Origin of the sequence: Cyanobium sp. Candia 9D4 (assembly GCF_024346155.1) — a bacterium.
In the GTDB taxonomy this organism is placed as follows: Bacteria; Cyanobacteriota; Cyanobacteriia; order PCC-6307; family Cyanobiaceae; genus Cyanobium; species Cyanobium minutissimum.
In genome coordinates, this window is record NZ_JAGQCK010000001.1 from 55,520 (window position 1) to 77,320 (window position 21,801).

24 protein-coding genes and 1 tRNA gene are annotated in these 21,801 nt (G+C 72.7%); 9 read left to right on the forward strand and 16 right to left on the reverse strand.

Annotation, left to right across the window (positions count from 1 at the left end):
• Window positions 1-12: 12 nt before the first annotated feature.
• The 3 genes from KBZ08_RS00245 to KBZ08_RS00255 are packed head-to-tail and all read left to right on the forward strand — an operon-like array spanning window position 13 to window position 2,207.
• Window positions 13-876, forward strand: coding sequence for an ABC transporter permease (locus KBZ08_RS00245; RefSeq protein WP_106220417.1), 864 nt, complete (start codon window positions 13-15; stop codon window positions 874-876).
• Between the two features lie 11 nt (window positions 877-887).
• Complete coding sequence (locus KBZ08_RS00250; RefSeq protein ID WP_254970456.1) at window positions 888-1,478, forward strand: hypothetical protein; 591 nt, start codon at window positions 888-890, stop codon at window positions 1,476-1,478.
• Window positions 1,479-1,502: 24 nt separating this feature from the next.
• Window positions 1,503-2,207: an N-acetylmannosamine-6-phosphate 2-epimerase gene (locus tag KBZ08_RS00255; RefSeq protein ID WP_106220419.1), complete on the forward strand. Its 705-nt coding sequence runs from the start codon at window positions 1,503-1,505 to the stop codon at window positions 2,205-2,207.
• Window positions 2,208-2,244: 37 nt separating this feature from the next.
• Here KBZ08_RS00255 and groL read toward each other — a convergent pair whose 3' ends face one another.
• Window positions 2,245-3,912 (reverse strand): chaperonin GroEL, encoded by a 1,668-nt coding sequence (gene groL, locus KBZ08_RS00260; protein ID WP_254970458.1) that lies wholly within the window; start codon window positions 3,910-3,912, stop codon window positions 2,245-2,247.
• 138 nt (window positions 3,913-4,050) lie between these two features.
• Here groL and KBZ08_RS00265 point away from each other — a divergent pair, with 138 nt between their 5' ends.
• Window positions 4,051-4,293 (forward strand): hypothetical protein, encoded by a 243-nt coding sequence (locus KBZ08_RS00265; RefSeq protein ID WP_106220421.1) that lies wholly within the window; start codon window positions 4,051-4,053, stop codon window positions 4,291-4,293.
• A gap of 7 nt (window positions 4,294-4,300) precedes the next feature.
• Here KBZ08_RS00265 and fabG read toward each other — a convergent pair whose 3' ends face one another.
• The 3 genes from fabG to KBZ08_RS00280 form a co-directional block, all read right to left on the reverse strand.
• Window positions 4,301-5,053, reverse strand: coding sequence for a 3-oxoacyl-[acyl-carrier-protein] reductase (gene fabG / locus KBZ08_RS00270; protein ID WP_254970460.1), 753 nt, complete (start codon window positions 5,051-5,053; stop codon window positions 4,301-4,303).
• A gap of 70 nt (window positions 5,054-5,123) precedes the next feature.
• Entirely contained in the window at window positions 5,124-6,248 is a 1,125-nt protein-coding gene (locus tag KBZ08_RS00275) for a TrkA family potassium uptake protein (RefSeq protein ID WP_106220423.1), read from the reverse strand.
• A 9-nt stretch (window positions 6,249-6,257) separates the two neighbouring features.
• On the reverse strand, window positions 6,258-7,100 hold the full coding sequence (locus KBZ08_RS00280; protein WP_254970463.1) for a glycosyltransferase family 9 protein: 843 nt from the start codon (window positions 7,098-7,100) through the stop codon (window positions 6,258-6,260).
• 79 nt (window positions 7,101-7,179) lie between these two features.
• Here KBZ08_RS00280 and ispD point away from each other — a divergent pair, with 79 nt between their 5' ends.
• Window positions 7,180-7,887 carry a 2-C-methyl-D-erythritol 4-phosphate cytidylyltransferase gene (gene ispD, locus KBZ08_RS00285; RefSeq protein ID WP_254970465.1) on the forward strand — a complete coding sequence of 236 codons (708 nt, stop codon included), beginning with the start codon at window positions 7,180-7,182 and terminating at the stop codon, window positions 7,885-7,887.
• An 8-nt stretch (window positions 7,888-7,895) separates the two neighbouring features.
• Window positions 7,896-8,960 carry a CpcT/CpeT family chromophore lyase gene (locus tag KBZ08_RS00290; RefSeq protein WP_254970466.1) on the forward strand — a complete coding sequence of 355 codons (1,065 nt, stop codon included), beginning with the start codon at window positions 7,896-7,898 and terminating at the stop codon, window positions 8,958-8,960.
• Here KBZ08_RS00290 and KBZ08_RS00295 read toward each other — a convergent pair.
• Window positions 8,947-9,906 (reverse strand): LD-carboxypeptidase, encoded by a 960-nt coding sequence (locus tag KBZ08_RS00295; RefSeq protein WP_254970467.1) that lies wholly within the window; start codon window positions 9,904-9,906, stop codon window positions 8,947-8,949. The genes KBZ08_RS00290 and KBZ08_RS00295 overlap by 14 nt on opposite strands.
• Window positions 9,907-9,911: 5 nt before the next feature.
• Window positions 9,912-10,805 carry a 4-hydroxybenzoate polyprenyltransferase gene (locus KBZ08_RS00300; protein ID WP_254970468.1) on the reverse strand — a complete coding sequence of 298 codons (894 nt, stop codon included), beginning with the start codon at window positions 10,803-10,805 and terminating at the stop codon, window positions 9,912-9,914.
• Between the two features lie 129 nt (window positions 10,806-10,934).
• On the opposite strand from KBZ08_RS00300, the gene KBZ08_RS00305 reads away from it, so the two are divergent.
• Window positions 10,935-12,602, forward strand: a complete 1,668-nt coding sequence (locus KBZ08_RS00305; RefSeq protein WP_106220429.1) for a Ppx/GppA phosphatase family protein — start codon at window positions 10,935-10,937, stop codon at window positions 12,600-12,602.
• On the opposite strand, the gene KBZ08_RS00310 is transcribed toward KBZ08_RS00305, so the two are convergent.
• From KBZ08_RS00310 to petC, 8 genes are all read right to left on the reverse strand, one after another.
• A complete protein-coding gene (locus tag KBZ08_RS00310; protein ID WP_254970469.1) occupies window positions 12,577-13,386 on the reverse strand; it encodes a helix-turn-helix domain-containing protein in 810 nt (269 codons plus the stop codon). The two genes, KBZ08_RS00305 and KBZ08_RS00310, sit on opposite strands and share 26 nt — an antisense overlap.
• 110 nt (window positions 13,387-13,496) lie before the next feature.
• Window positions 13,497-13,568, reverse strand: a tRNA-Val gene (locus tag KBZ08_RS00315).
• A gap of 120 nt (window positions 13,569-13,688) precedes the next feature.
• Window positions 13,689-14,342, reverse strand: a complete 654-nt coding sequence (locus KBZ08_RS00320; RefSeq protein ID WP_254970470.1) for a hypothetical protein — start codon at window positions 14,340-14,342, stop codon at window positions 13,689-13,691.
• Window positions 14,343-14,423: 81 nt separating this feature from the next.
• Complete coding sequence (locus KBZ08_RS00325) at window positions 14,424-15,005, reverse strand: alpha-ketoglutarate-dependent dioxygenase AlkB (protein ID WP_106220432.1); 582 nt, start codon at window positions 15,003-15,005, stop codon at window positions 14,424-14,426.
• Window positions 15,002-15,766, reverse strand: a complete 765-nt coding sequence (gene cobM / locus KBZ08_RS00330; protein WP_106220433.1) for a precorrin-4 C(11)-methyltransferase — start codon at window positions 15,764-15,766, stop codon at window positions 15,002-15,004. Before cobM ends, KBZ08_RS00325 begins: the two co-directional genes overlap by 4 nt.
• Window positions 15,763-16,623: a prolipoprotein diacylglyceryl transferase gene (gene lgt / locus KBZ08_RS00335; RefSeq protein ID WP_106220434.1), complete on the reverse strand. Its 861-nt coding sequence runs from the start codon at window positions 16,621-16,623 to the stop codon at window positions 15,763-15,765. The genes cobM and lgt overlap by 4 nt, the downstream gene beginning before the upstream one ends.
• The gene (gene petA / locus KBZ08_RS00340) at window positions 16,620-17,561 is read right to left on the reverse strand and encodes a cytochrome f (RefSeq protein ID WP_106220435.1); all 942 of its coding nucleotides are present in this window, start codon (window positions 17,559-17,561) and stop codon (window positions 16,620-16,622) included. Before petA ends, lgt begins: the two co-directional genes overlap by 4 nt.
• 55 nt (window positions 17,562-17,616) lie before the next feature.
• The gene (petC, locus tag KBZ08_RS00345) at window positions 17,617-18,177 is read right to left on the reverse strand and encodes a cytochrome b6-f complex iron-sulfur subunit (protein ID WP_106220436.1); all 561 of its coding nucleotides are present in this window, start codon (window positions 18,175-18,177) and stop codon (window positions 17,617-17,619) included.
• A 126-nt stretch (window positions 18,178-18,303) separates the two neighbouring features.
• Here petC and KBZ08_RS00350 point away from each other — a divergent pair, with 126 nt between their 5' ends.
• Entirely contained in the window at window positions 18,304-18,633 is a 330-nt protein-coding gene (locus KBZ08_RS00350; protein WP_219904057.1) for a DUF3067 family protein, read from the forward strand.
• Between the two features lie 21 nt (window positions 18,634-18,654).
• On the opposite strand, the gene tatC is transcribed toward KBZ08_RS00350, so the two are convergent.
• Together tatC and KBZ08_RS00360 are read right to left on the reverse strand one after the other, a co-directional pair.
• Window positions 18,655-19,413, reverse strand: coding sequence for a twin-arginine translocase subunit TatC (gene tatC / locus KBZ08_RS00355; RefSeq protein ID WP_106220438.1), 759 nt, complete (start codon window positions 19,411-19,413; stop codon window positions 18,655-18,657).
• Complete coding sequence (locus tag KBZ08_RS00360) at window positions 19,410-21,110, reverse strand: NFACT family protein (protein ID WP_254970476.1); 1,701 nt, start codon at window positions 21,108-21,110, stop codon at window positions 19,410-19,412. Before KBZ08_RS00360 ends, tatC begins: the two co-directional genes overlap by 4 nt.
• A gap of 62 nt (window positions 21,111-21,172) precedes the next feature.
• On the opposite strand from KBZ08_RS00360, the gene gmk reads away from it, so the two are divergent.
• Window positions 21,173-21,748 (forward strand): guanylate kinase, encoded by a 576-nt coding sequence (gmk, locus tag KBZ08_RS00365; RefSeq protein ID WP_254970478.1) that lies wholly within the window; start codon window positions 21,173-21,175, stop codon window positions 21,746-21,748.
• Window positions 21,749-21,801 lie beyond the last annotated feature (53 nt).

Here is a 21,801-nt window from a genome sequence, read left to right on the forward strand (position 1 = left end):
CCCCCCATCCCCATGACCAGCGCCAGCCCCTCCCTGACCCCCCTGCCCGCCGCCAGCGGTGAACCGTCGGCCCTGGCCGAGATCACCCAGGAGACGCTCGCCCTCACCCGCCGGTTGTTCGTCCAGCTGGCCCGGCGTCCCTCCACCCTGGTGGCGGGCGTGCTGCAGCCGCTGATCTGGCTGGTGCTGTTCGGGGCCCTGTTCGCCAACGCTCCGGAGGGTCTGCTCCCCGGCGGCCTCAGCTACGGCCGCTTCCTGGGGGCCGGGGTGATCGTGTTCACGGCCTTCAGCGCCGCCCTCAATGCCGGTCTGCCGGTGATGTTCGACCGGGAGTTCGGCTTTCTCAACCGGCTGCTGGTGGCGCCGTTGCGCTCCCGCAGCTCGATCGTCTTCGCCTCGGTGCTCTACATCACCAGCCTGAGCCTGGTGCAGAGTCTGGCGATCATGGGCACCGCAGCCCTGCTGGGCTACGGCTGGCCCGGTGGGGCGGGGTTGCTGCTGGTGCTGGTCACCCTGCTGCTGCTCGTCTTCGCCGTCACCGCCCTCAGCCTCGGCCTGGCCTTCGCCCTGCCGGGTCACATCGAGCTGATCGCGGTGATCTTCGTGGCCAACCTGCCGCTCCTGTTCGCCAGCACCGCCCTGGCCCCGATTTCCTTCATGCCCCCCTGGCTGGGCTGGCTGGCGGCCCTGAATCCCCTTACCTTCGCGATTGAACCGATCCGCGCCGCCTACGCGGGATCCTTCCACCTCACCGATGTGGTGCTGGTGGCCCCCTACGGATCCCTCTCGGCCCTCACCTGCCTGGCCATCCTGGCGGGGCTGGCCGCCGGTCTGTTCCTGCTGATCCGCCCGATGCTGGATCGCAAGCTCACCTGACGCCCCGCCCCGTGTCCCTGCCGTCCCCCCGTCCAGAGCTTTCCCAGCTGCTGCTCGAAGCCATCCGCCGCAGGGATGCCGCCACCGTCGCCCGCCTCACCGGCCAGTGGGCCCACCGCCATGGGGTGACCTCCCTGGAGAGCTTCCGCACCGGCAGCGTGGTGGCCGAGGCGGGCTGGGAGGCCGGCGACTGGCTGCTGCAGCACATGGACGCGGCCATGGCCCCAGCCAGCGTGACCATGGCCGAGGCTTTCGCCGCCCTGGAAGATTCCTTCGCCGGCCCGCCGCCGCCCACTCCGACCCCGCCCCTCCCCGCCGCGACCACTGCTGTCCCCACCACGATCACGCCCGTCCCCAGCCCGATGGTCCCCAGCCCGGTCACCCCCATCAGGGTCGTCGCCGTGGCGAAAGCCCCCCTCACGGACGCCATCGAGCCGCCCCTCCCCGCCCCCGTGGCCGAGGCCGAAGGGGCCGCCGGCCTGTCGGACGTCATCGCCCTGCACCCCCTCACCCCGAGCACCTCGCCGGCCCCGGCGCCCCCCACCCTGGCCGACCTGCGCTGCTGGCTCTCCGCGGCGCCGCAGCATCGACGCGCCAGCTGATCCCCGACACCCCTTCCCGCCCCGATGGCGTCTTCCCGTCCCCTGCCTGAACGGGCCGCCCTCGGCGGTCGACTGATCGTCTCGGTGCAGGCACCGGAGGGTTCCCCGATGCGCGATCCGGCCGTGATCGCGGCGATGGCGGAGGCCAGCCTGCTCCAGGGGGCCGCCGGCGTGCGGCTGGAAAGCCCCGAGCACATCGGCGCGGTGCGGCGCCGCTGCCCCGACGCCCTGATCGTCGGTCTCTGGAAGCGCACGTTTCCCGGTAGCCCTGTGTACATCACCCCCGGCTGGGAGGAGATCCGTGCCGTCTGGGCGGCCGGAGCCGATGTGGTGGCCATCGATGCCACCGAGCGCCCCAGGCCCGACGGCCAGGAGCTGGAGGCGCTGATCGTGCGGGCCAGCCAGGAGCTGGGGGCCCCGCTGATGGCGGATGTGGACAGCGTGGCGAACGGGCTGCGGGCGGCGACCCTGGGCTGCCAGTGGGTGGGTACCACCCTCTACGGCTACACCGAAGCCACCGCCGCGCAGCCGCCACCGGCCTGGGACCTGCTGGGCCCCCTGCGCCGCGAGCTGCCCGAAGCGGTGGCCCTGGTCTGCGAGGGGGGCATCGCCTCGAAGCAGGAGGCGACCCGCGCCCTCGCCTGTGGGGCCGATGCCGTGGTGGTGGGGACGGCGATCACGGGTGTGGACCTGCAGGTGGCCGCCTACGTAAAGGCCATGGCCGGCTGAGCCTCAGCCCAACCGGCCCGTGCGAGCCCCCCGGGGCTCACATCATGCCGGGCATGCCCATGCCGCCCATGCCACCCATCCCTCCCATGCCGCCCATTCCACCCATGCCGCCGTCACCGGCGGGGGGAGCGGGGGGTTCCGGCTTGTCGGCGATCACGGCCTCGGTGGTGATCAGCAGCGAGGCGATCGAGACCGCATCCTGCAGGGCCAGCCGCACCACCTTGGCCGCATCCAGGATGCCGACGGCGAGCAGGTCGTCGTAGCTGTCGGTGAGGGCGTTGTAGCCCTTGCCCTGGCTCAGCATCTGCTGCACCACCACGTCGCCGTTGGCGCCGGCGTTGATGGCGATCTGGCGGGCCGGGGCCGCCAGAGCCCGCTGCACGATCTCGACCCCGGTGCGGACGTCGCCCTCGCAGCGGCTGGCCAGGGCTCCGAGTTCCTCGGTGAGCTGCACCAGGGTGCTGCCGCCCCCGCCGACGATGCCCTCATCGATGGCGGCCCGGGTGGCGTTGAGGGCGTCTTCGATGCGCAGCTTGCGGTTGCGCAGTTCGGTCTCGGTGGGGGCCCCCACCTTGATCACCGCCACCCCGCCGGCCAGCTTGGCGATGCGCTCGTTGAGCTTCTCGCGGTCGTACTCGGAGTCGGTGGCCTCCAGCTCCCGCTTGATGGCGGCCACCCGGTCGGCCACGGCGGCGCGCTGGTCGTCGGCGGCCACGATCGTGGTCGTGTCCTTGGTGATGGTGATGCGGTGGGCATGGCCCAGGTCGGCCAGGGTGGCCTTGTCCAGGGTCATGGCCCGGTCCTCGCTGATCACCGTGGCGCCCGTGAGGATGGCGATGTCCTCGAGCATGGCCTTGCGGCGGTCGCCGAAGCCCGGCGCCCGCACGGCGGCCACCTGGAGCACGCCCCGGGTCTTGTTGACCACCAGGGTGGCCAGGGCCTCACCCTCCACCTCCTCGGCCAGGATCACCAGGGGCCGGCCGCTCTTGGAGACGGCCTCCAGCACCGGCACCAGGTCGACCACGGTGCTGATCTTGCGATCGGTGATCAGCAGCAGGGGATTGTCGAAGGCGCACTCGCGCCGGTCCTGGTCGGTGACGAAGTAGGGGGAGGAATAGCCGCGATCGAAGGCCATGCCCTCGGTCACCTCCAGCTCGGTGGCCAGGGACTTGGATTCCTCCACGGTGATCACGCCATCGGCGCTCACCTTCTCGACCGCTTCGGCGATCATGCGGCCGATCTCCTCGTCGTTGCCGGCGCTCACCGTGGCCACCTGGCGGATGGCGTCGCCCGCCACGGCGCGGGAACGGGCTGCGATGCCTGACACCACCACGGCCGTGGCCTGCTCCATGCCGCGCCGCAGGGCCACCGGGCTGGCGCCGGCGGCCACGTTGCGCAGGCCCTCATGCACCAGCGACTGGGCCAGGACGGCCGCGGTGGTGGTGCCATCGCCGGCGGTGTCCTTGGTTTTCGAGGCCACCTGCTGCATCAGCTTGGCGCCCAGGTTCTCGAAGGGATCCTCGAGTTCGATCTCCTTGGCGATGGTGACGCCGTCATTGATGATGTCGGGGGCGCCGTACTTCTTCTCCAGCACCACGTTGCGACCCTTCGGTCCGATGGTGACCTTCACCGCATCGACCAGGGCATTGACGCCCCGCTCGAGGGAATCGCGGGAGGCATCGGCGAACTGGATCAGTTTGGCCATCGACGGAGTCACATCAGGAGCATCCGTCGCAGCGTCCCACAGCGACCCCGCCACAGGCATCCGGCCCTCGGTGGGGAAAGCCGAATCGCCCGTTCCCAGGAGGCGGCAGGCCCCCGCCGCAGGAGGTACCTTCAAACCATGGAAGACCTGCTGCAGCAGACCCTCGACAGCGCCGCCACCGAATCGGCCCTCGTGCCGAGCAGCTCCGCCGATGGCATGGTGTTCCTGCTGATCGCCGCCCTGGGCCTGCTGATGGCCCTGGTCTATGTGCCGATCCGCCTGTTCCTCACCCTCACGGCCCGCAGTCGCCGGCTGCGGCTGCTGCAGCGGATCCGCAAGCTGCGCGAGGACCTCGCCCAGCCCCTGGCTCCCGAACCCTGAGCAGCGCTCAGCGCATCACCATGCCGCCATCCACCTGCAGCACCTGGCCGGTGATGTAGGCCGCCGCCGGATCGGCCGCCAGGAAGCGCACCGCCCCGGCCACCTCGCCGGGCTGGCCCATTCGGCCGAGGGGGATGGCGGCGAGGATCGGCTCCTTGTCGAGGTCCCGGGTCATGTCGCTGTCGATGAAGCCGGGGGCCACCGCGTTCACCGTGATGCCGCGGCTGGCGAATTCGGCGGCGGTGCTGCGGGTCAGGCCGATGACGCCGGCCTTGGCGGCGCTGTAGTTGGCCTGCCCGGGGTTGCCCATCAGGGCCACCACCGAGGTGATGTTGATGATGCGGCCGCGGCGGGCCTTGAGCATGCTGCGGCTGACGGCGCGGGTGCACAGGAACACCCCGGTCAGGTTGAGGTCGATCACGCTCTGCCAGTCGGCGGTCTTCATCCGCATCAGCAGGCCGTCGCGGGTGATGCCGGCGTTGTTGACCAGCACATCGAGGCGCCCCTCCGTGTCCAGCACCGCCTTCACCATCGCCTCGACGGCCGCTTCATCGGCCACATCCGCCTGGTGGCTCCAGGCCCGGCCGCCGGCCGCGGTGATCGCCGTCACCACCGCCTTGGCCGCCTCGGGCGAGCGGGCGTAGTTCACCACCACCGTGGCGCCCGCCTGAGCCAGTGACTCGGCGATGGCCCGGCCGATCCCACGGCTGGCGCCGGTCACCAGGGCGACCTGGCCGGAGAGGGGAGCGGCGCTGGACATGGCGGCGGGAGCAGGGTGAGGCGATCGTATGCCGTGCGCCGGCCCAGCCCGATCGGCACCCAGCTCCCGCTCAGTCGGCCATCTGGTCGGCACTCTCGAGGGCAGGGCCGAGCACATCGGCGAAGCGCTGCAGCTGCTCCTTGCTGCCCATCACCACCAGCAGCTGGCCCGCCTCCAGGCGGATGTCGCCGCCGGGGTTGGTGACCAGCGTGGCCTCCGGCGTGCCGTAGGTGGTGCCCCGGTAGGAGTACGGGTTGACCACCGCCGGCGCCGGGGTGCGGATGGCCAGCACCTGGGCGCCGCTGCGGCGGCCGAACTGCATCTCCGCCAGGCTGCGGCCCTGGAGCTCCCCCAGCCGGGACGGGTCGTCGCTGAGCTGGAATTCCTCCACCTCGCAGTCGGAGCCTGCCAGGAGCTCCATGAAGTCGACGGCGAGGGGCCGCAAGGCGGTGGCGGCCATCACCCGGCCCCCCGCCACGTAGGGGCTCACCACCTGGTCGGCGCCGGCCAGGCGCAGCTTGCGACCCGCCTCGGCGCTGTCGGAGCGGGCGATCAGCCGGCAGCGGGGGGCCAGCCCCCGGGCGCTGAGCACCACGTAGAGGTTGGCGGCATTGTTGGAGAGGGCCGCCACCAGGCTGCGGCACTGGTGGATGCCCGCCTCCACCAGGGTTTCGTCGAGGGTGGCGTCGGCGAACAGCACCGGCAGCCCCCGCTCCTCCGCCGCATCCCGGCAGCCTGGATCCATCTCCACCACCAGCAGGGGCACCTTCTCCCGGATCAGCTGGTCGGCGATCTCCTGACCGATGCGGCCGTAGCCGCAGAGAATCACGTGGTTGTTCATGCTTTGGACCCAGTTGCGGAAACGGCGCTGCCGCAGGCGCCGGAAGTAGCCGGTTTCGGAGAGCCCCACCAGGTTCTGGATCGTCAGCTGCACCACCACCAGCCCGCCGGCGAGGGAGAACACGGTGACGAGCCGGCCAGCGGTGGACAGGGGCTCCACCTCGCCGTAGCCGATGGTGGGGATGGTGATCGCCACCATCCAGTAGCAATCACCCCAGTCCCAGCCCTCGGTGATCCGATAGCCGATGGCGCTGGCGTTGACCACCACGATCAGGGCGATCAGGGGGGTGAGCCAGGGGCGGCGCACCCGGGCGGAGGGGGGACGCTTCCTGCGGGCGAACCACAGGCGACTCATCGGCGTGGCTCAGCCCAGGCCCAGGGCCCTGAGCACGTCGTTGCAGGGGAGGTCACGCAGGTGGCCATCGGAACCCAGTCCTTGTACTCCGTCGCGCACCGGAAGGCTGTCGCTGCTGCGACCCAGGGCCACCACCGGCGTGCCGCTGAGCAGGGCCAGTTCGATCGTCACCGGATCGCTGGCCAGCACCACGTCACTGGCGGCCACCAGGGCGGCCCGGCCGGGGATCTCGGCCGCCGTCGCCGGCGGCAACTGCTGGCTGCGCAGGCCGGGGAGGCTGGCGGCGATGCGGCCGGGGAGCTCCTGCCAGGCCGCCTCGGGCCAGTCGCCGGGGCGGCCGGAGGGGGCCAGCAGCAGCATGGGCCCGTCGCCAGCCGGCAGCGCGGCCATGGCTTCGTCGAGGGCGGTTCGGGGGAGGGCCAGGCGGAAAGCGGCGGCCTCCAGCCGCACCCCGATCGGCCGCAGGTAGGCCTCAAGGGCCTGGGCCGGCCAGAGACCCTGGGGCACCTGCACCTTCTCGGTGGCGGAGAAGCCCCCGGCCGCCATCCGGTTGGGGATGTGGCTCATCGAGAGCATCAGGTCGACCTGACGGCCGGCCGCCAGATTGATGCAGGCCTGGAAATCGGGCTCTCGCACCGACCCCAGCAGGTTGGCCCAGTCGGCCAGGGTGGCCTCGCCGAAGTTGAAGGGGATCACCTTCTCCACCGCCGGCAGCAGCTTCCAGAGAGCGGCCAGCGTCGGGTGGCAGACCACCTGCATCTGGAACCGGAGCTGTTCGGCGGTGGCCGCCACGGCCGGAAGCGCCTGCAGCTGGCTGGCGCCGTCGCCCGGGATCAGAAACAGTGCGCGCATCGGGCGTTCGGTCGGGCGGGCCTCGCGGCCTGATTGTATGGAGAGGACTCCAGTGTTCCGCCCGGGCGGCCCATCGCTTGTGCATTTGCTGATCGCCGCCGCCGGCAGCGGGCGCCGCATGGGTGCCGCCACCAACAAGCTGCTGCTGCCCCTGGCCGGACGCCCCGTTCTGGCCTGGACGCTGGACGCCGCCCTGGCCTGCGGGGCCATCCGCTGGATCGGGGTGATGGGCCGGCCGGAGGACGAGGCGGCGATCGGCGCCATCCTGGCCGCGGCGGAGCCCCGGCGGTCCCTGGCCCAGCCGGTGGCCTGGATCGTCGGCGGCGACACCCGCCAGGAGTCGGTGCGGCGGGGCCTGGCAGCCCTGCCGGCGGATGCCGAGGCGGTGCTGATCCATGACGGCGCCCGTTGCCTGGCGGAACCGGACCTGCTGGAGCGCTGCGCCACGGCCCTGAAGGAGGCGATGGCCGAGGGGGCCGGCATCATCGCCGCCACCCCCGTCACCGACACCATCAAGCAGGTGGATGGCCGCGGCGTGATCACCGCCACCCCCGAACGCAGCGGCCTGTGGGCGGCCCAGACCCCCCAGGGGTTCGGGGTGGCCCAGCTGCGGGAGGCCCACGGGCGGGCCGAGCGCGAGGGCTGGAGCGTCACCGATGACGCGGCGCTATATGAACGCCTGGGGCTGCCGGTGCGGGTGCTGGAGGCGCCCCCCTCCAACATTAAGCTCACCACCCGTTTCGATCTCACCATCGCCAGCGCCGTGCTGGCGGCCCGTGCTGCCTGAGGCCGCCGATGGACAACGCCGCCCAGCTCGAAACGCTCGCCACCCGCTGGCAGGGGTCCTTCCACAACCGACGCCAGGTGGCCGCGAACGTGGCCAGGGGCGGTCCGGCGGCGCCCGAGCTCACCCGGGAACTGCGCACCCTGGAGGTGGAGCGGCTGCAGGCGCCCCAACTGGGGGTGGTGGTGCTCTATTTCCAGGAATTCCGGGCCAGGGCCCCCCAGCTGGCCCACCGCCAGCGGGTGGTGGTGCTGCGTCAGGATCCGGACCGCGGCGCTGTCCGGGCCGAGCAGCTGTTCTTCCGCGGCGGACCCACCTACGACCGCCCGCCCCTGGCGGCCTCCCTGGTGCAGGAGCTGGGCCCGGAGGCCTTCGACCGCCATCCGGGCTGCGACCTCTTTTTCGAGGCGGAGCCGGCCCTCGACCGCTTCCGCGCCCGCATGGATCCGGGCGCCTGCCGCTATCGGCATCCCGAGGACGGGGAGGTCTGCGCCGAGTTCGAGATGCTGCTCCATCCCGACCAGCTCTGGTACCGGGACCGCAGCCTGCGGCTGGCCGACGGGTCGGTGCGGGGCGAGGTCGACGGCTTCAGCTGGCTGCTGTTCGACCGGGCGGCGGGAGCGGCCGAGCTGCCGGCCCTGGTGGGGCAGCAGGGGGTGTGGCGCGGCAGCTTCCGCCGCTACGACGCCGGCGGCGGCCTGCTCGACACCTTCCCCAGCCTGGTCACCATCCGGGTGTTCCAGGAGGCGGGCCACTGGCATTATCACCAGACCAACCTGCTGGGCCCCGAGAACGCTCCGCTGCGGCGCATCGAGGCCCGGGGCGAGATCCACTCCGGCCGGGTGTGGTTCGCCAGCGAGCGCTACCGGGGCTGGGCCATGGATCTGCCGGGGGAGCAGCCCGCCGCCGGCAGCCTGCTGGTGATGCACCCCCACGACCCCGCCGACCCCGAGGTGCACGAGATCATCAGCTGCAGCCCCGATGGCCGCCGCCGCTGGCGGGTGGCCCAGATGCTGAAGGAGGGCTGCCTGGTGGGGCGCACCGCCATCGACGAGGAGAGGCTCACGGGCGACTGACGCTCCCCCCGGCACCATCGATGAGGCTCAGCCGGCCGCGGTCGGCGTCGAGGCGGGCGCGCACCCCCAGGGGCAGGGCGGCATTGACGTCGCCGTGGCCCACCGGCAGGCCGGCCAGCACCGGGATCCCCAGATCGGCCGTGCGCTCCCGGAGCACCTGCTCCAGGCTGAAGCGGGTGCCGTCGCCTTCGGGGTCGGTGGGATCGTCACAGCCCTCGAAGCTGCCGAAGCCAAGGCCCCCCAGGCGCTGCAGGGCACCGCAGAGGCGCCAGTGGGTGAGCATCCGCTCGATCCGGTAGGGGGCCTCCCCCACGTCCTCGAGGATCAGGATCGCCCCGTCCAGGTCCGGCAGGTGCGGGGTGCCCAGCAGGTGGGTCGCCACCGTGAGGTTGGCGGCCAGCAGGGGTCCTTCGGCCTGGCCGCCCACCCAGCTCTCCCCCGCCAGATTGGCCAGGGGCTCGCCGAACAGCAGGGCCCGCAGCCGCTCCCGGCTCCAGGCCGGTTCGGCGGCCAGGGTGGTGAGCAGGGGCCCGTGGATGGCGCCCCCCTGGCCCGTCGCCAGCCGGTGCCACAGCAGGGACGTGACATCGGAGAAGCCCAGCAGCCAGCCCCCGGCCGTCTCCAGGGGGCGCTCCAGCAGCCGTGCCGATCCCCAGCCCCCCCGCACGCAGGCCAGCAGGGCCGCCGGCTGCCCCGGAGCGGCCTCCGGCTGCAGATCGCCGGCCCGTTCGGCGTCCCGACCCGCCAGGTAGCCCCAGCGGCGCGCGGGCAGCCGGGCGGGATCGTCATCCAGCGCCAGGCCCCAGCCGGCCAGCACCGCCAGGCCCGCCTGCAGCCGCTCCAGATCGGCCAGGGCGGAGCTGGCGGCCACCAGCCGCACCCGGTCGCCCGGACGCAGGGCCGGCGGCTGGTGGGGCGGTGGCGGCTGGGGCGCTGCGGCGGCCATGGCGGTCAGGCGGCGGTGGAGAGCACCACCGCCAGCAGCAGCAGGGCACCAAGCCACACCTGCACCGCGAAATGCCTGCCGTAGGCGCTGCGGGGCAGGTCGGGGCGGCGCAGCCGGGCCGCCTGCTGCTGCATGGCCAGGGCCGCGACGGCCCAGGGCAGCCAGAACGGCAGCCCCGCCCGCCCCTGCAGCAGCACCGCCAGGGCAAGGGCGGCGCAGGTGAGCCCGTAGCAGAGCGCCACCGCCAGGGGCGCCCTGGCCCCCAGGCTCAGGGCGCTGCTGCGCACCCCCAGGCGCCGGTCGTCCTCCCGGTCGCTCATCGCATACACGGTGTCGAAGCCGAAGGTCCAGCTCACCGCCGCCAGCCAGGTGAGCACCAGGGGCCACCCCCCCAGGTTGCCCTGCAGGCCCCCCTGGGCGGCCGCCCAGGGCAGCAGCACGGCGAAGCCCCAGCAGAGGGCCAGCACCAGCTGGGGATAGGCGAACCAGCGCTTGGCGGAGGGGTAGAGGAGCACCAGCGGCAGCGTCGCCAGGGCCAGGCCCACACACAGCACCCGGCTGGCGGCGGGCAGGGCCAGCAGGGCCGCCAGCGCCACCACCAGGCAGAGCAGCAGCAGCACCGTCGCCGTGCCCACCCCGAGGCGGCCATCGGCCAGGGGGCGGTGGCGGGTGCGCTCCACCAGGGGATCGATGCGCCGGTCCCAGAGGTCGTTGGCCACGCAGCCGGCGCCGCTCACCGCCAGGCCCCCCAGCACGATCCAGGCCACCAGCAGGGCCGGTGGCGGCACGGCCGGCCCCAGCCAGAGGGCCCAGCCGGCGGGGATCAGCAGGATCAGCCGGCCGCTGGGCTTGTGCCAGCGCAGCAGCTCGAGCCAGGCCGGAGCGCGGCCGGGGGCCATCGGGACGTTCACCGCGGGCAACGGTCGGGTGGCGGCACCCTATCCAACTCCTGACGGCGACGTTCCAGCGGCCGATCCGGAGCGTCGCCCGGTGGCAAAGTGGCGCCGCCGCCGCCCGGGCCGACCCCCATGCCCCCGATCCCCGATCCGGCGTCCGCCGCGTTGGCTTCGGTTCCCGCCACCACCCCCGGAGGGGAACGGCGGGTGGCGGCCATCGACATCGGCACCAATTCCATCCACCTGCTGGTGGCGGCGATCGATCCGGCCCTCGGCAGCTTCTCGGTGGTGGTGGCGGAGAAGTCCACCACCCGGCTGGGGGAGAGGGATCCGGAAACCGGGGACCTCACCCCGGAGGCGATCGAGCGCGCCTTCCTCACCCTGCGCCACTGCCGGGACCTGGCCACCAGCCACGGGGTGGAGCAGATCGTCACCGCCGCCACCAGCGCGGTGCGGGAGGCCCCGAACGGCCGTTCCTTCCTGCAGGGCCTCCAGGACCAGCTGGGACTGGCCGTGGATCTGGTCAGCGGGCCCGAAGAGGCCCGGCTGATCTACCTGGGGGTGCTCTCGGGCCTCTCCTTCGGCGACCAGCCCTATTTCATCCTCGACATCGGCGGCGGCTCCACCGAGCTGGTGCTCGCCGACGGCCGCGATGCCCGGGCCCTGACCAGCACCCGCATCGGCGCGGTGCGCCTGCAGCGGGAGTTCTGCCGGGAGGATCCCCTGACGCCGGCCCGACGGGGCTTCCTCGAGGCCTACATCCAGGGGGCGATGGATCCGGCCGTCGCCGAGGTGAAGCGGGAGCTGCGGCCGGGGGAGAAGCCCGTCCTGGTGGCCACCAGCGGCACCGCCATGGCGATGGCGGCCCTGGCCTCAGCCCAGGACCCCAATCCACCCCTGAAGCTTGACGGCTACCGCCTCGGCCGGGCCCGGCTGGACGAGATCGTCGAGCGGCTGGTGGCCATGACCCCGGACCAGCGCCGGGCCCTCACCGCCATCAACGAGCGCCGGGCCGAGATCATCGTCCCGGGCGCCCTGATCCTCCAGACCACCATGGAGATCCTCCAGGTCCGGGAGCTGGTGGTCTGCGAGCGGGCCCTGCGGGAGGGCCTGATCGTCGACTGGATGCTGCGCAACGGCCTACTGGTCGACCGGTTCACCTTCCAGAGCACGATCCGCCGCCGCACCGTGCTGCACCTGGCCCGCACCTACGGGGTGGACACGGACCGGGCCGCCCGGGTGGCCAGCCACGCCCTGAGCCTCTACGACCAGACCCGGGGGCTGCTGCACGACGACGACGGCGAGGGCCGCGCCCTGCTCTGGGCGGCGGCCCAGCTGCACGCCTGCGGCAAGCACGTCAACATCGCCGCTTACCACAAGCACACCTGGTACCTGATCCGCCATGGGGAGCTGCTGGGGTACTCCGAGACCGAGCACCTGATGGTGGCGGCGATCGCCCGCTACCACCGGCGCAGCCTCCCCAAGAAGCGTCATGAGTCGTGGCAGCTGATCGAAGCCGGCCAGCACCGCCACACCGTGTTCACGATGGCCCTGCTGCTGCGGCTGGCCGCCGCCCTCGATCGCCGGCCTGCCCCCGGCATCGCAGCGATCACCGTGTCTGCGGACACCGACCGGGCCCTTCAGCCCCGTGGCTTCACCATCGGTCTGCAGGCCGGGCCGCCGGCCGTCGGCGAGCCTCCCCTGGATCTCAGCCTGGAGGAGTGGAGCCTGCGCTCGTGCGCGGATCTGGTGCTGGAGGCCACGGGCCTGCGGCTCACGGTGCGGCAGGCGTCGCCCTGAAGGTTCGCCACACCACCTGATCGATCCTGCCGAGGGTCTGGGGGGGCAGGGTGCCGGCGCTGGCCGTCACCAGGTCGGGCCGGCCGGCCAGGACCCGCAGGCCGCTGTCCAGGGGGAAGCGCTTCGCGCCGGTGAAGGTGCCGCGGAAGAGGGTCTCGCCGGCGGCGGTGCGCACCTCCAACCAGCTGGGCTGGCGGCTCTCCAGCAGCAGCTGATCCGGGGCCGGCCGGGGTGTTGCTGGGGCAGGGGCCGGTGCAGCGGGCTGGCCGGAGGCGGTGGCCTGGCCGGGGGATGGCGCCGCTGTCGGGACTCCGGCGGCCATCGGGACAGGGAGCCGGCCCTGCAGGGCCGCCACCGCGACGGCACCGCCGCCCAGGAGGACCAGGACCGCCCACAGCCAGCCCGGGGGGCCGCTGCGGCGGGCGGGGGCGGGCGGGGTCCGGAGCTTTCGCTGCAGGGGGGGCCTGGCGGCAGGGCTGCGCCCCAGGCGCATCAGCCGGCTCTGCTGCAGGTCGCTGATCTGCTGGCTCACGTCGATGCCCAGGGTGCCCGCCACCCTCTTGGCCTGGGCCACCACGAACACCGCTTCCGGCAGGTGCCGGTGGTCGCCGGTCTCGAGGGCCGCCAGCTGTTCGGTTCCAAGCCGCAGGCGGTCGGCCAGGTCTTCCAGGCTCAGGCCCTGCTCACGTCGGGCGGCGGCGAGCCGTTCACCGAGCTGCACGAGTTCCGGGATCGGAGTGCTCCAGTCCTCTGCGGCCATGGTCGCGGCAGGAGATTCGGGCAAGGGCAGGGTCTCCTGAAGCGCTGCGTAGCCAGCAGTATGACGAGCGGGCCCGATGGCGACCAGCACCCGCTGGCGGGGACCTTACCGGTGGAGAAACCGGAAGAAAGACATGGGCGATACTGGATTCGAACCAGTGACCCCTTCCGTGTGAAGGAAGTGCGCTACCGCTGTGCTAATCGCCCGTCGTTGCGGCCGACACCCTTGCGACGCTGAAAGTGGTTCTTTCGGCGGCTGAGGGTTCCGACCCGGCTCTGTGGCCAGAACCCTCCTACACGGTCGCCGAACTCACTGTCAAATGCCGGTCAGCCGCTGCAGCCGGCAGTCACCCGTCCGACCGCCACCGGGTCGAATTCGATGCTCGCCGGCCCGGTGAACAGATCCGGCTGCAGGTCCCTCAGGGCCATGGCCTCCCGGTTGAGGCGGTCCTGGGCGGCGTCGATGCGGGCCTCACGCCGCTGGCGCCAGCGGGCCCGCTCGGCGGCCACCTGCTGCTCCCAGGCGCCGAGGGCCTCCTCGTAGCGTTCGCGGTCGAGCCGCTGGTCCTCGGGGCGGTAGCGGGATTCGCGGCCGGCATCCAGGGGCTGGGGGGGCGCCACGCTGGGGCGGAAGGGGCTGTTGCGGGCCGCCGCCAGCTCCTGTTCGGTGCGGCGCAGGGACTCCATCAGGGTGGTGACGGTTCGCTGGCGCCGGCGGCAGGCCTCGAGGGCCGCGCGCCGGGAGGCGGCCGCCTTCTCCGTCGCCGCCCGCTCCTTCGCCAGGCTGCGATCGCTGTCGGGCAGGCAGCGGACGTAGATCAGGGCCGCGCTGACCGGATTGCCCGCGGCGGCGCTGAGCCGGCGGCAGCGCTCCCGGCCGGCCTCACTCACCCCGGCCCCCTGACAGCCGCCGGCCAGCAGGGTCAGGCCCAGCAGCACCGGCAGCAGCGGCCGGCATCGGCTTCCATGGGAACTGGCCATCGCCCTCGAAACGCCCCTCGCGGACACCAACCCCCATTGTCGCCACCGCCCCGGCGCTCCGATGCCCGAGCCAGCCGCCCCCTACGGCGGCACCCGCATCGCCCGGAAGGTGAGGTTGACCCGTGGGGCGTCCACCTTCAGCCGCCGCGGCAGCTGGTGCTGCCAGTGCCGCTGGGTGGGCGGGTCCATCAGCAGCAGGTCCCCGTGGCCCAGGTCCACCGCCAGGGTCGGGGCCGTACCCCGTTGGCGGGGGCGGAAGCGGAGGGTGCGGCTGGCCCCCAGGCTGAGGGAAGCGATCGGGGCCTCCGGATCGAGCTCAGCCTCGTCATCGGCGTGCCAGCCCATGGCATCGCGGCCGTCGCGGTAGAGATTCAGCAGCAGGGAATGGAACGGCCGGTCCGCGGCCGCCGCCACACGGCGGCGGATGGCGGCGGTCAGGGGGGTCCAGGGCTCGATGGTGTTCTCCAGGCCCGCGTAGCGGTAGCCGCAGCCCGGATCCGCCATCCAGCAGGTGAGGCGGGGCATGGGGTGGCGGCGGCCGAAGACGGTGACGGACTCCTGCTTCCAGGGCACCTCCTGCAGCAGGGTCCGCAGCCAGCCATCGGCCTCGGCGGCGCCCACCCAGCCCCGCCAGTGGCGCAGGCAGGGGGCCGCTGGCGTCACTCCGCTCCGCCGCGGAACAGGTGGTTGTGGCTGGCGGAATAGAGCAGGGAGCGGGCCCCGCCGGCGTCCCGCAGGGCTGGACTGACCACGTAGAGGGTGGTGCGGATCAGGTTCCGCTCGCGGCTGACCCGGGCCATCGCCTCCAGGGGCACCACCGTGAGCCACTGGTCGGGCCAGCTGACCCGGTAGCCGATGGCCACGGGGGTGTCGGCCGGGTAGTGCTGCAGCAGTTCCCCCTGCACCTCCTCCACGTGGCGGGCGCTGAGATAGAGGCACAGGGAGGCCTGCAGGGCGGCGAGCCGGGCCAGGGATTCCCGCTCCGGCACGCCGGTGCGCCCGCCCGCCCGGCTCAGCACGATCGTCTGCACCCGGCCGGGAATGGTCAGCTCGGCCCCCAGGGCGGCGGCGGTGGCCTGGTAGGCGCTCAGGCCCGGCACCACCTCCACAGCGAGGCCGGCATCGGCCAGGCGGCAGATCTGCTCCTGCAGGGCGCCGTACAGGCAGGGATCACCGTCATGGAGGCGCACCACCCGCTGTCCCGCCCTGGCCCGCTCCAGCACCACGGCCATCACCTCCTCGAGGGTGAGGGTGCTGGTGCGGACGCTTTCGCAGTCCGGCGGCGCCAGGGCGGCGATCTGGGGATTCACCAGGGAATCGGTCCACACCAGCACCTGGGCCGCCTCGATCGCCCGGGCGGCCCGGAGGGTGAGCAGGTCCGGGGCGCCAGGGCCGGCTCCCACGATCTGGACAGTGGCGGTCATGCGGTCAGGCCGGAGGGGTCGGGGAGGGGACGCCGGAAGCGGTAGAGCCAGAGCAGTCCAGCCCCCCCCAGCAGGATCAGCAGCAGGCTCATCAGCTGGGCCATGCGCAGGCCGCCGCTGCAGAAGGGGGGCTGGGAGAACAGGCAGAGGGGATCGAGCCGCAGCCCCTCGATCCAGACGCGGCCGCTGCTGTAGGCCATCAGATAGATGCAGCTCAGGGCACCGGGCGGCAGCCGCAGGCGGCCGCTGCCGCCCAGGCGGAACAGGATCAGCAGCAGGGCGCAGACCCCCAGATTCCAGAGCGACTCGTACAGGAAGGTGGGGTGGAAGGAGGCCTGCTCCAGGAACTCAGGCGGCCGGTTGGCCATGGGAATGGTCAGGGCCCAGGGGAGGTTGGTGGGCAGGCCGAAGGCCTCGGAGTTGAAGAAATTGCCCCAGCGGCCGATCGCCTGGCCCAGGGCCACGGCGGGCACGAGCACATCCAGCAGGGGCCAGAACGCCTGCCGGCGCCAGCGGCAGAAGAGGACCGTCACCAGCGCTCCGCCGATCAGGGCGCCGTGGATGGCGATGCCGCCGCGCCAGATGGCGAAGGCATCGAGCCAGTCGTTGCGGTACTGGCGCCATTCCAGGGCAACGTAGTAAAGGCGGGCGCCGACGACGGCCCCCAGCACCATCAGGGGCAGCAGGTCGGCGATCAGGGCCGGGTCGATGCCCCGCTGGCGGCCCAGCCGGGTGGCCAGCAGCAGACCCAGCAGCACCGCCAGGGCGATGAGCAGGCCGTACCAGCGGACGGAAACGGGACCCAGCTGAAAGATCAGGGGTCCCGGGGACGTGAAGAGGCCGAGAGGAAGGCTCAGAAGCCCTCCGCCGCCTGGACCTTCTCCACCTGGCGCTTCTTGAGGACGAGCATGATCTGGGCCAGGGCCACGGCGGCGAAGAAGGCCAGCAGCCCGTAGATGCGCACGGGGTTCTGAAGCACCACTTCGGCGTCGATCTGGCCGAAGCCACCGACGTTGGGGTCGTTGGTGATCGGGGTGCCGGCCTCGACGGCGTCGCCGACGGCGACGGTGAGGGTGGGTCCGGCGGGAACCGTCTCGGTGACGGCGCCGCCGGCGCCGGTGATCTCCACCACGGTGGCACCGTTGGCATCGGTGCTGATGGCGCTCACCGTGCCGGCCGCCGGGGCGGTGTACACGGCGTTGTTGGTCTTCTCACCCTCGGGGGTCACCTGGCCGCGGCCCCGGTTGGCCCCCACGTGCACCTGGTACTTGCCGAAGTGGATGGCGCTGTCGGTGGCCGGGTCGGGGGAAAGGATCGGGAAGACGATCTCCTGGTGCTGGTCACCGGGGAGCGGGCCCACCAGGAGGATGTTGGGCTGGTCGTCGCTGTACTGGGTGTAGTAGACGCCGGCGGTCTCCTCCTTGAGCTCATCGCTGAGGCGGTCCTGCGGAGCCAGCGTGAACCCGTCGGGGAGCATCACCACCGCGCCGACGTTGAGACCGGTGGGGCTGCCGTTGCCCGAGACCTGCTGCACCGAAGTGTCGTAGGGGATCTCGACCACCGCCTTGAACACCGTGTCGGGGAACACCGCCTGGGGCACCTCCACCCGGGTGGGCTTCTTGGCCAGGTGGCAGTTGGCGCAGACGATCTTGCCCGTGGCCTCACGCGGATTGGCGTAGTTCTGCTGGGCCCAGAAGGGGTAGGCCCAGCTGGGGCTGGCCCCCAGGAGCACCACACCCAGCGAGAGGCTGAGGGTGAGCAGGGTGCCGAACAGGGGGGAGAGGAAGCGGCGCATGGGGGTGGAGGTGGCGGGCGTCGGGGGGGAAACGGGGAGAGAAATCAGGCGCCGATCAGGCCCACCAGGCCTTTTCGCCCGTGCGGAAGTCGGTCTCGGTCCACTGGCTGAGGAACACGTTGTCGTTCTCGACACTCACGTGGGCCAGGGCCAGGGAGAGGGGCGCCGGGCCGCGCACCACCTTGCCGGTGGCGTCGTATTGGCTGCCGTGGCAAGGGCAGATGAACTTGTTGGCGCCGCTGTTCCAGGGCACCACACAGCCCAGGTGGGTGCAGATGGCGTTGATGCCGTAGTCGCCGATGGCCTCGCCGCCCTCGACCAGCAGGTAGGTGGGGTCTCCCTTGAGGCCCTGCACCAGGCTGCGGTCACCCTCTTTATGGGTGGCCAGCCAGCCGGTGGCGGTGACGTTGTTGCCCAGCTCGTCCTTGGCGGTGACACCCCCGCCACTGCCCGCGGCCCTGGGGGGGATGAAGTAGTTGACGACCGGGTAGAGGGCACCCAGGGCCACCCCCGTGACGGAGCCGAAGGTCAGCAGGTTCATGAACTGGCGGCGGCCCATGCCGGGCACATCACCAGAGGCACCGCCGTTCGAGGAGGCCGCAGGGATCTGGGTCATAGGGAACGGCGCGGTGTGACCGATTGACGTGGCGCCCATTATGAACCTTGCCCTTCCCGCCCCGGGTCCGAGCCGCACCCGGCCGAGGCCGGCTGCAACATGCTGTTGTGGAGTGCCCCGCCCGCCATGACCTCACCGGAACCGCTGCGGCGGGAGGAGCTGCTGGAGCTGCTGCGCAGCCGCTGGCAGGCCTCCTATGACCTGCAGCTGGTCCAGCGCCGCGGCCGCCTCTATCTGCACGTGATGTGGGGCTACCTCGAGCAGCAGTCGTTTCCGCTCACCCCCGAGGCCTACGAGGAGCACCTGGAGGAGCTGGTGGGCTCCCTCAACGGCCTCGGGGTGGCGGCTCAGGTGCGCCAGTGGCTCCGCACCACCACCGACAAACCCCGGCTGGGCAAGGCCCTGTCCCTGCCCCTGGAGCTGCCGGCGGGGCGCGCCAGCGAGTTCATGCTCTGATCCCGGTGGGGCGCCGGCGGTTCAGGCGGAGGGGGACGGGGAGGGCCGCAGCCCCTCGGCCAGGGCCACCAGGGCCACCCCCAGCAGGTAGAGCGCCGTGATCGCGCCGGTGAGCAGCAGCATCGTGATCGGGTCGGTGGAGGGCGTCAGCACCGCCCCGGCCAGGGCCGCCACCAGCACCACCCAGCGCCAGGCGCCCAGCATGGTGCGCCAGTCGATCAGCCCCAGGGCGCCCAGCAGCAGCTGCAGCACCGGCAGCTGGAAGGCCAGGGCCGTGGCCACCATCAGCAGCAGCACGAAGTCGAGGTAGCGCTCGATCGACCAGATCGGCTCCACCACGTCGGCCCCGTAGGACACCAGGAAGCGCAGGGCCGCCGGCACCAGGGCCCACCAGGCGAAGGCCAGACCGGCGGCGAACAGCACGGTGGAGCCGGCGACGGCGGGAGCCACCAGCCGCCGCTCCCGCCGGGTCAGACCCGGCAGCACGAAGGCCAGGATCTCGAAGATCACGTAGGGCAGGGCCAGGGTGAGCCCCGCATAGCCGGCCACCTTCAGCGACACGAACAGGAATTCGCCCGGGGCCAGCTGCAGGAAGCGGATCCCCTCCGCCGGCACCTCCAGCAGCCGCACCAGGGGCCGCACCGCCAGCAGGCAGGCGGCGGCGCCGACCACCACCGCCAGCAGGCTGCGGAGCACGCGCCGGCGGAGCTCCTCAAGGTGCTCAACCAGGCTCATGTGCACCTCGCCGGGGAATGTGTCCTCGGGGATGGGGTCGCTCATGGCTGTTCCGTTCCCGGCAGCCTAGGGGGCGCGGTGAGGAGACCAGCGGCCCGCTCGGGCACCGCCCACAGCACCTCGCCCCCCCGATGGCGCACCGTGCCGGGGCCGGCGCCGGCGATGCGCTGCAGATCCGTGGTCGGCACCATCACCACCGGCACCCGGCCGTTGGCCCTCCCGCGGCTGAAGTGGGCCGCCAGGTCGGCCGCCTCCCGCAGGTCCGCCTCGCCAGGGGTGCCCTCCGAGCCCTTCAGCACCACGTGGCTGCCCGGACACTCCTGGGCATGGAACCAGAGGTCGCCGCGCCGGGCCTGCTGCAGGCTGATCCATTCGTTCTGGCGGTGGTTACGACCCACCTGCAGCCGCAGGCCGCCGCTGCTGCGCAGCTCCAGCGGGGCCGGCGCGGCGCCGGCCGCCCCCCGTCGCACCCGCCGGGACGGCCCCGGCCCCTGGCTGTCCCGGGCGGGCAGCAGGACGGGCAGGTCCTCCTCCACGGCGGCGAGCTGGGCCCCGTTCTCCGCCTGTTCCAGAAAGGTGAGGCTGGCTTCGATGGCGGCCAGCCGCTGCTGGTGCAGCTCCAGCCGCGGGGTGATCGCGGCGACGGAGCGGCGCAGCTTGCGTGCCCGGCGGTACAGCCGCTGGGCTTCGTCGATCTCCTCCCGCGACGGCGACGGCAGGCTGAGCAGGCCGTCCGCCCGGCGCTGCATCGCCTCGCTGCCGGGCACGGCCGCCAGCAGGCTCTGCTGCTGCTCGGCGTTGCGGCGCTCCCGGGCCGCGGCGTTCAGCAGCCGCTGCCGCAGGCTCGCCCGCCGCTGCTCCAGCTCCCGGTGCCCGAGGCGATCGGCGTAGTAGCCCGCCAGCCCCCGGTTGATCGTCCAGTCGTCGTCGGCCGGCGGACCTTCGGGGTCCCAGCAGCGGTAGTCGCTGGGGCCGCCCCAGCCCAGCTGGAAACGCTCCTCGGCCACCGTCTCCAGCCAGAGCCGCCAGCGTTGCCAGAGCCGCTGCCAGGCCTCCTCCTCCAGGCTCTGCACGGGCCGGGCCAGCGCGTCCTGCGCCAGCTGGCGGGCCAGGGCCGGGCCGATCCCCTGGTAGGCGCCCATCAGGGCCTCGCCGACCGTCTGGGGCAGCAGGCCCAGGCGCCGCCGCCAGGAGGCGACCTCCTCCTCCAGCCGGGGCGGTTCACCGGCCATGGGCGGTGGCGGCTGGTAGGGGTCGCCGGTGCCGATCGGCCGCAGCCGCGACCGGTCCTGGCGGACCTGGCGGGCCAGGGCGATCACCCGCTGTTCTTCGTCGATCAGGAACAGGTTGCTGTGGCGCCCCATCAGCTCCAGCACCAGCTGCCTCCGGATCGGTTCGCCGGGTCTGGGGGCGAAGCCCAGGGCCACCACCCGCTCCCAGCCCTGCTGCTCCAGGCTCACCAGGGCCAGACCGCGCAGGCCGTGCTGCAGCTGCTGGGCCAGGGTGCTGCCCTCGCCCTGCTTCAGGGGTGGTTCCACCACCAGCAGGCGCGGCGCCTCCGCCAGCCAGCTGAGCTCCAGCCAGAGGGTGCCCCGCAGGCTGCGCAGTCCCAGCTGCAGGCGGTGGGCGTCGGGCTGCTGGGCCTTCTCGAAACGGCTGGGCAGCAGGCTGCGGCGCATCTCGGCCAGTACAGCGCGCAGGCTGGTCACATCCATGGCCTGGATGGACGGGGTTGGGGCCATCGCCTCCTCTGTCGCTTCCCGATGCGGTCCACCCCTACTGTGCGCCCCAGCGCCAGCGATCCATGGACTCCCCCCCCTCCAGCGGCCGGCTCACGGTGATCACTGGCCCCAGCGGGGTGGGCAAGGGGACCCTGGTGGCCCTGCTGCTGCAGCGGCACCCCGCCCTGTGGCTGTCGGTGTCGGCCACCACCCGTTCGCCCCGGCCCGGGGAGAGCGACGGCCAGCACTACGTCTTCCTGACGCGTCCCGACTTCGAGGCCCAGGTGGCCGGCGGGGGCTTCCTGGAGTGGGCCGAGTTCGCCGGCCACCTCTACGGCACCCCCCGGGCCCCTGTGGAGGCCCAGCTGGTCCTGGGGCGGCCGGTGCTGCTGGAGATCGAGCTGGAGGGGGCCCGCCAGGTGCGTCGCACCTTCCCCGCGGCCTTCCAGGTGCTGATCAAGCCGCCCAGCTTCGAGGAGCTGGAGCGCCGCATCCGCGGCCGCGGCACCGACAGCGAGGAGGCCATCCAGCGGCGGCTGGCGCGGGCCCGCGAGGAACTCACCGCCGAAGCGGAATTCGATGCCGTGCTGGTGAACGCCGACCTCGACATGGCCCTGCAGGAGCTGGAGCGGCTGCTGGGGCTGGCCGACGCCGACTGACGACAGCCATGAAAAAAGCGGCCCGTTCAAGGGCCGCTGGCGGGGATGCATCC

Coding starts and splice junctions, on each gene's coding strand:
- fabG (WP_254970460.1), bottom strand. CDS start 5,053: ATGTCCAGCGCCGCTCCCCTCTCCGGCCAGGTCGCCCTGGTGACCGGC.
- KBZ08_RS00320 (WP_254970470.1), bottom strand. CDS start 14,342: ATGGCCAGTTCCCATGGAAGCCGATGCCGGCCGCTGCTGCCGGTGCTG.
- cobM (WP_106220433.1), bottom strand. CDS start 15,766: ATGACCGCCACTGTCCAGATCGTGGGAGCCGGCCCTGGCGCCCCGGAC.
- KBZ08_RS00265 (WP_106220421.1), top strand. CDS start 4,051: ATGGAAGACCTGCTGCAGCAGACCCTCGACAGCGCCGCCACCGAATCG.
- KBZ08_RS00275 (WP_106220423.1), bottom strand. CDS start 6,248: ATGAGTCGCCTGTGGTTCGCCCGCAGGAAGCGTCCCCCCTCCGCCCGG.
- KBZ08_RS00295 (WP_254970467.1), bottom strand. CDS start 9,906: ATGGCCGCCGCAGCGCCCCAGCCGCCACCGCCCCACCAGCCGCCGGCC.
- KBZ08_RS00360 (WP_254970476.1), bottom strand. CDS start 21,110: ATGGCCCCAACCCCGTCCATCCAGGCCATGGATGTGACCAGCCTGCGC.
- petA (WP_106220435.1), bottom strand. CDS start 17,561: ATGCGCCGCTTCCTCTCCCCCCTGTTCGGCACCCTGCTCACCCTCAGC.
- petC (WP_106220436.1), bottom strand. CDS start 18,177: ATGACCCAGATCCCTGCGGCCTCCTCGAACGGCGGTGCCTCTGGTGAT.
- KBZ08_RS00245 (WP_106220417.1), top strand. CDS start 13: ATGACCAGCGCCAGCCCCTCCCTGACCCCCCTGCCCGCCGCCAGCGGT.
- KBZ08_RS00350 (WP_219904057.1), top strand. CDS start 18,304: ATGACCTCACCGGAACCGCTGCGGCGGGAGGAGCTGCTGGAGCTGCTG.
- KBZ08_RS00290 (WP_254970466.1), top strand. CDS start 7,896: ATGGACAACGCCGCCCAGCTCGAAACGCTCGCCACCCGCTGGCAGGGG.
- groL (WP_254970458.1), bottom strand. CDS start 3,912: ATGGCCAAACTGATCCAGTTCGCCGATGCCTCCCGCGATTCCCTCGAG.
- KBZ08_RS00280 (WP_254970463.1), bottom strand. CDS start 7,100: ATGCGCGCACTGTTTCTGATCCCGGGCGACGGCGCCAGCCAGCTGCAG.
- KBZ08_RS00300 (WP_254970468.1), bottom strand. CDS start 10,805: ATGGCCCCCGGCCGCGCTCCGGCCTGGCTCGAGCTGCTGCGCTGGCAC.
- KBZ08_RS00305 (WP_106220429.1), top strand. CDS start 10,935: ATGCCCCCGATCCCCGATCCGGCGTCCGCCGCGTTGGCTTCGGTTCCC.
- KBZ08_RS00255 (WP_106220419.1), top strand. CDS start 1,503: ATGGCGTCTTCCCGTCCCCTGCCTGAACGGGCCGCCCTCGGCGGTCGA.
- tatC (WP_106220438.1), bottom strand. CDS start 19,413: ATGAGCGACCCCATCCCCGAGGACACATTCCCCGGCGAGGTGCACATG.
- gmk (WP_254970478.1), top strand. CDS start 21,173: ATGGACTCCCCCCCCTCCAGCGGCCGGCTCACGGTGATCACTGGCCCC.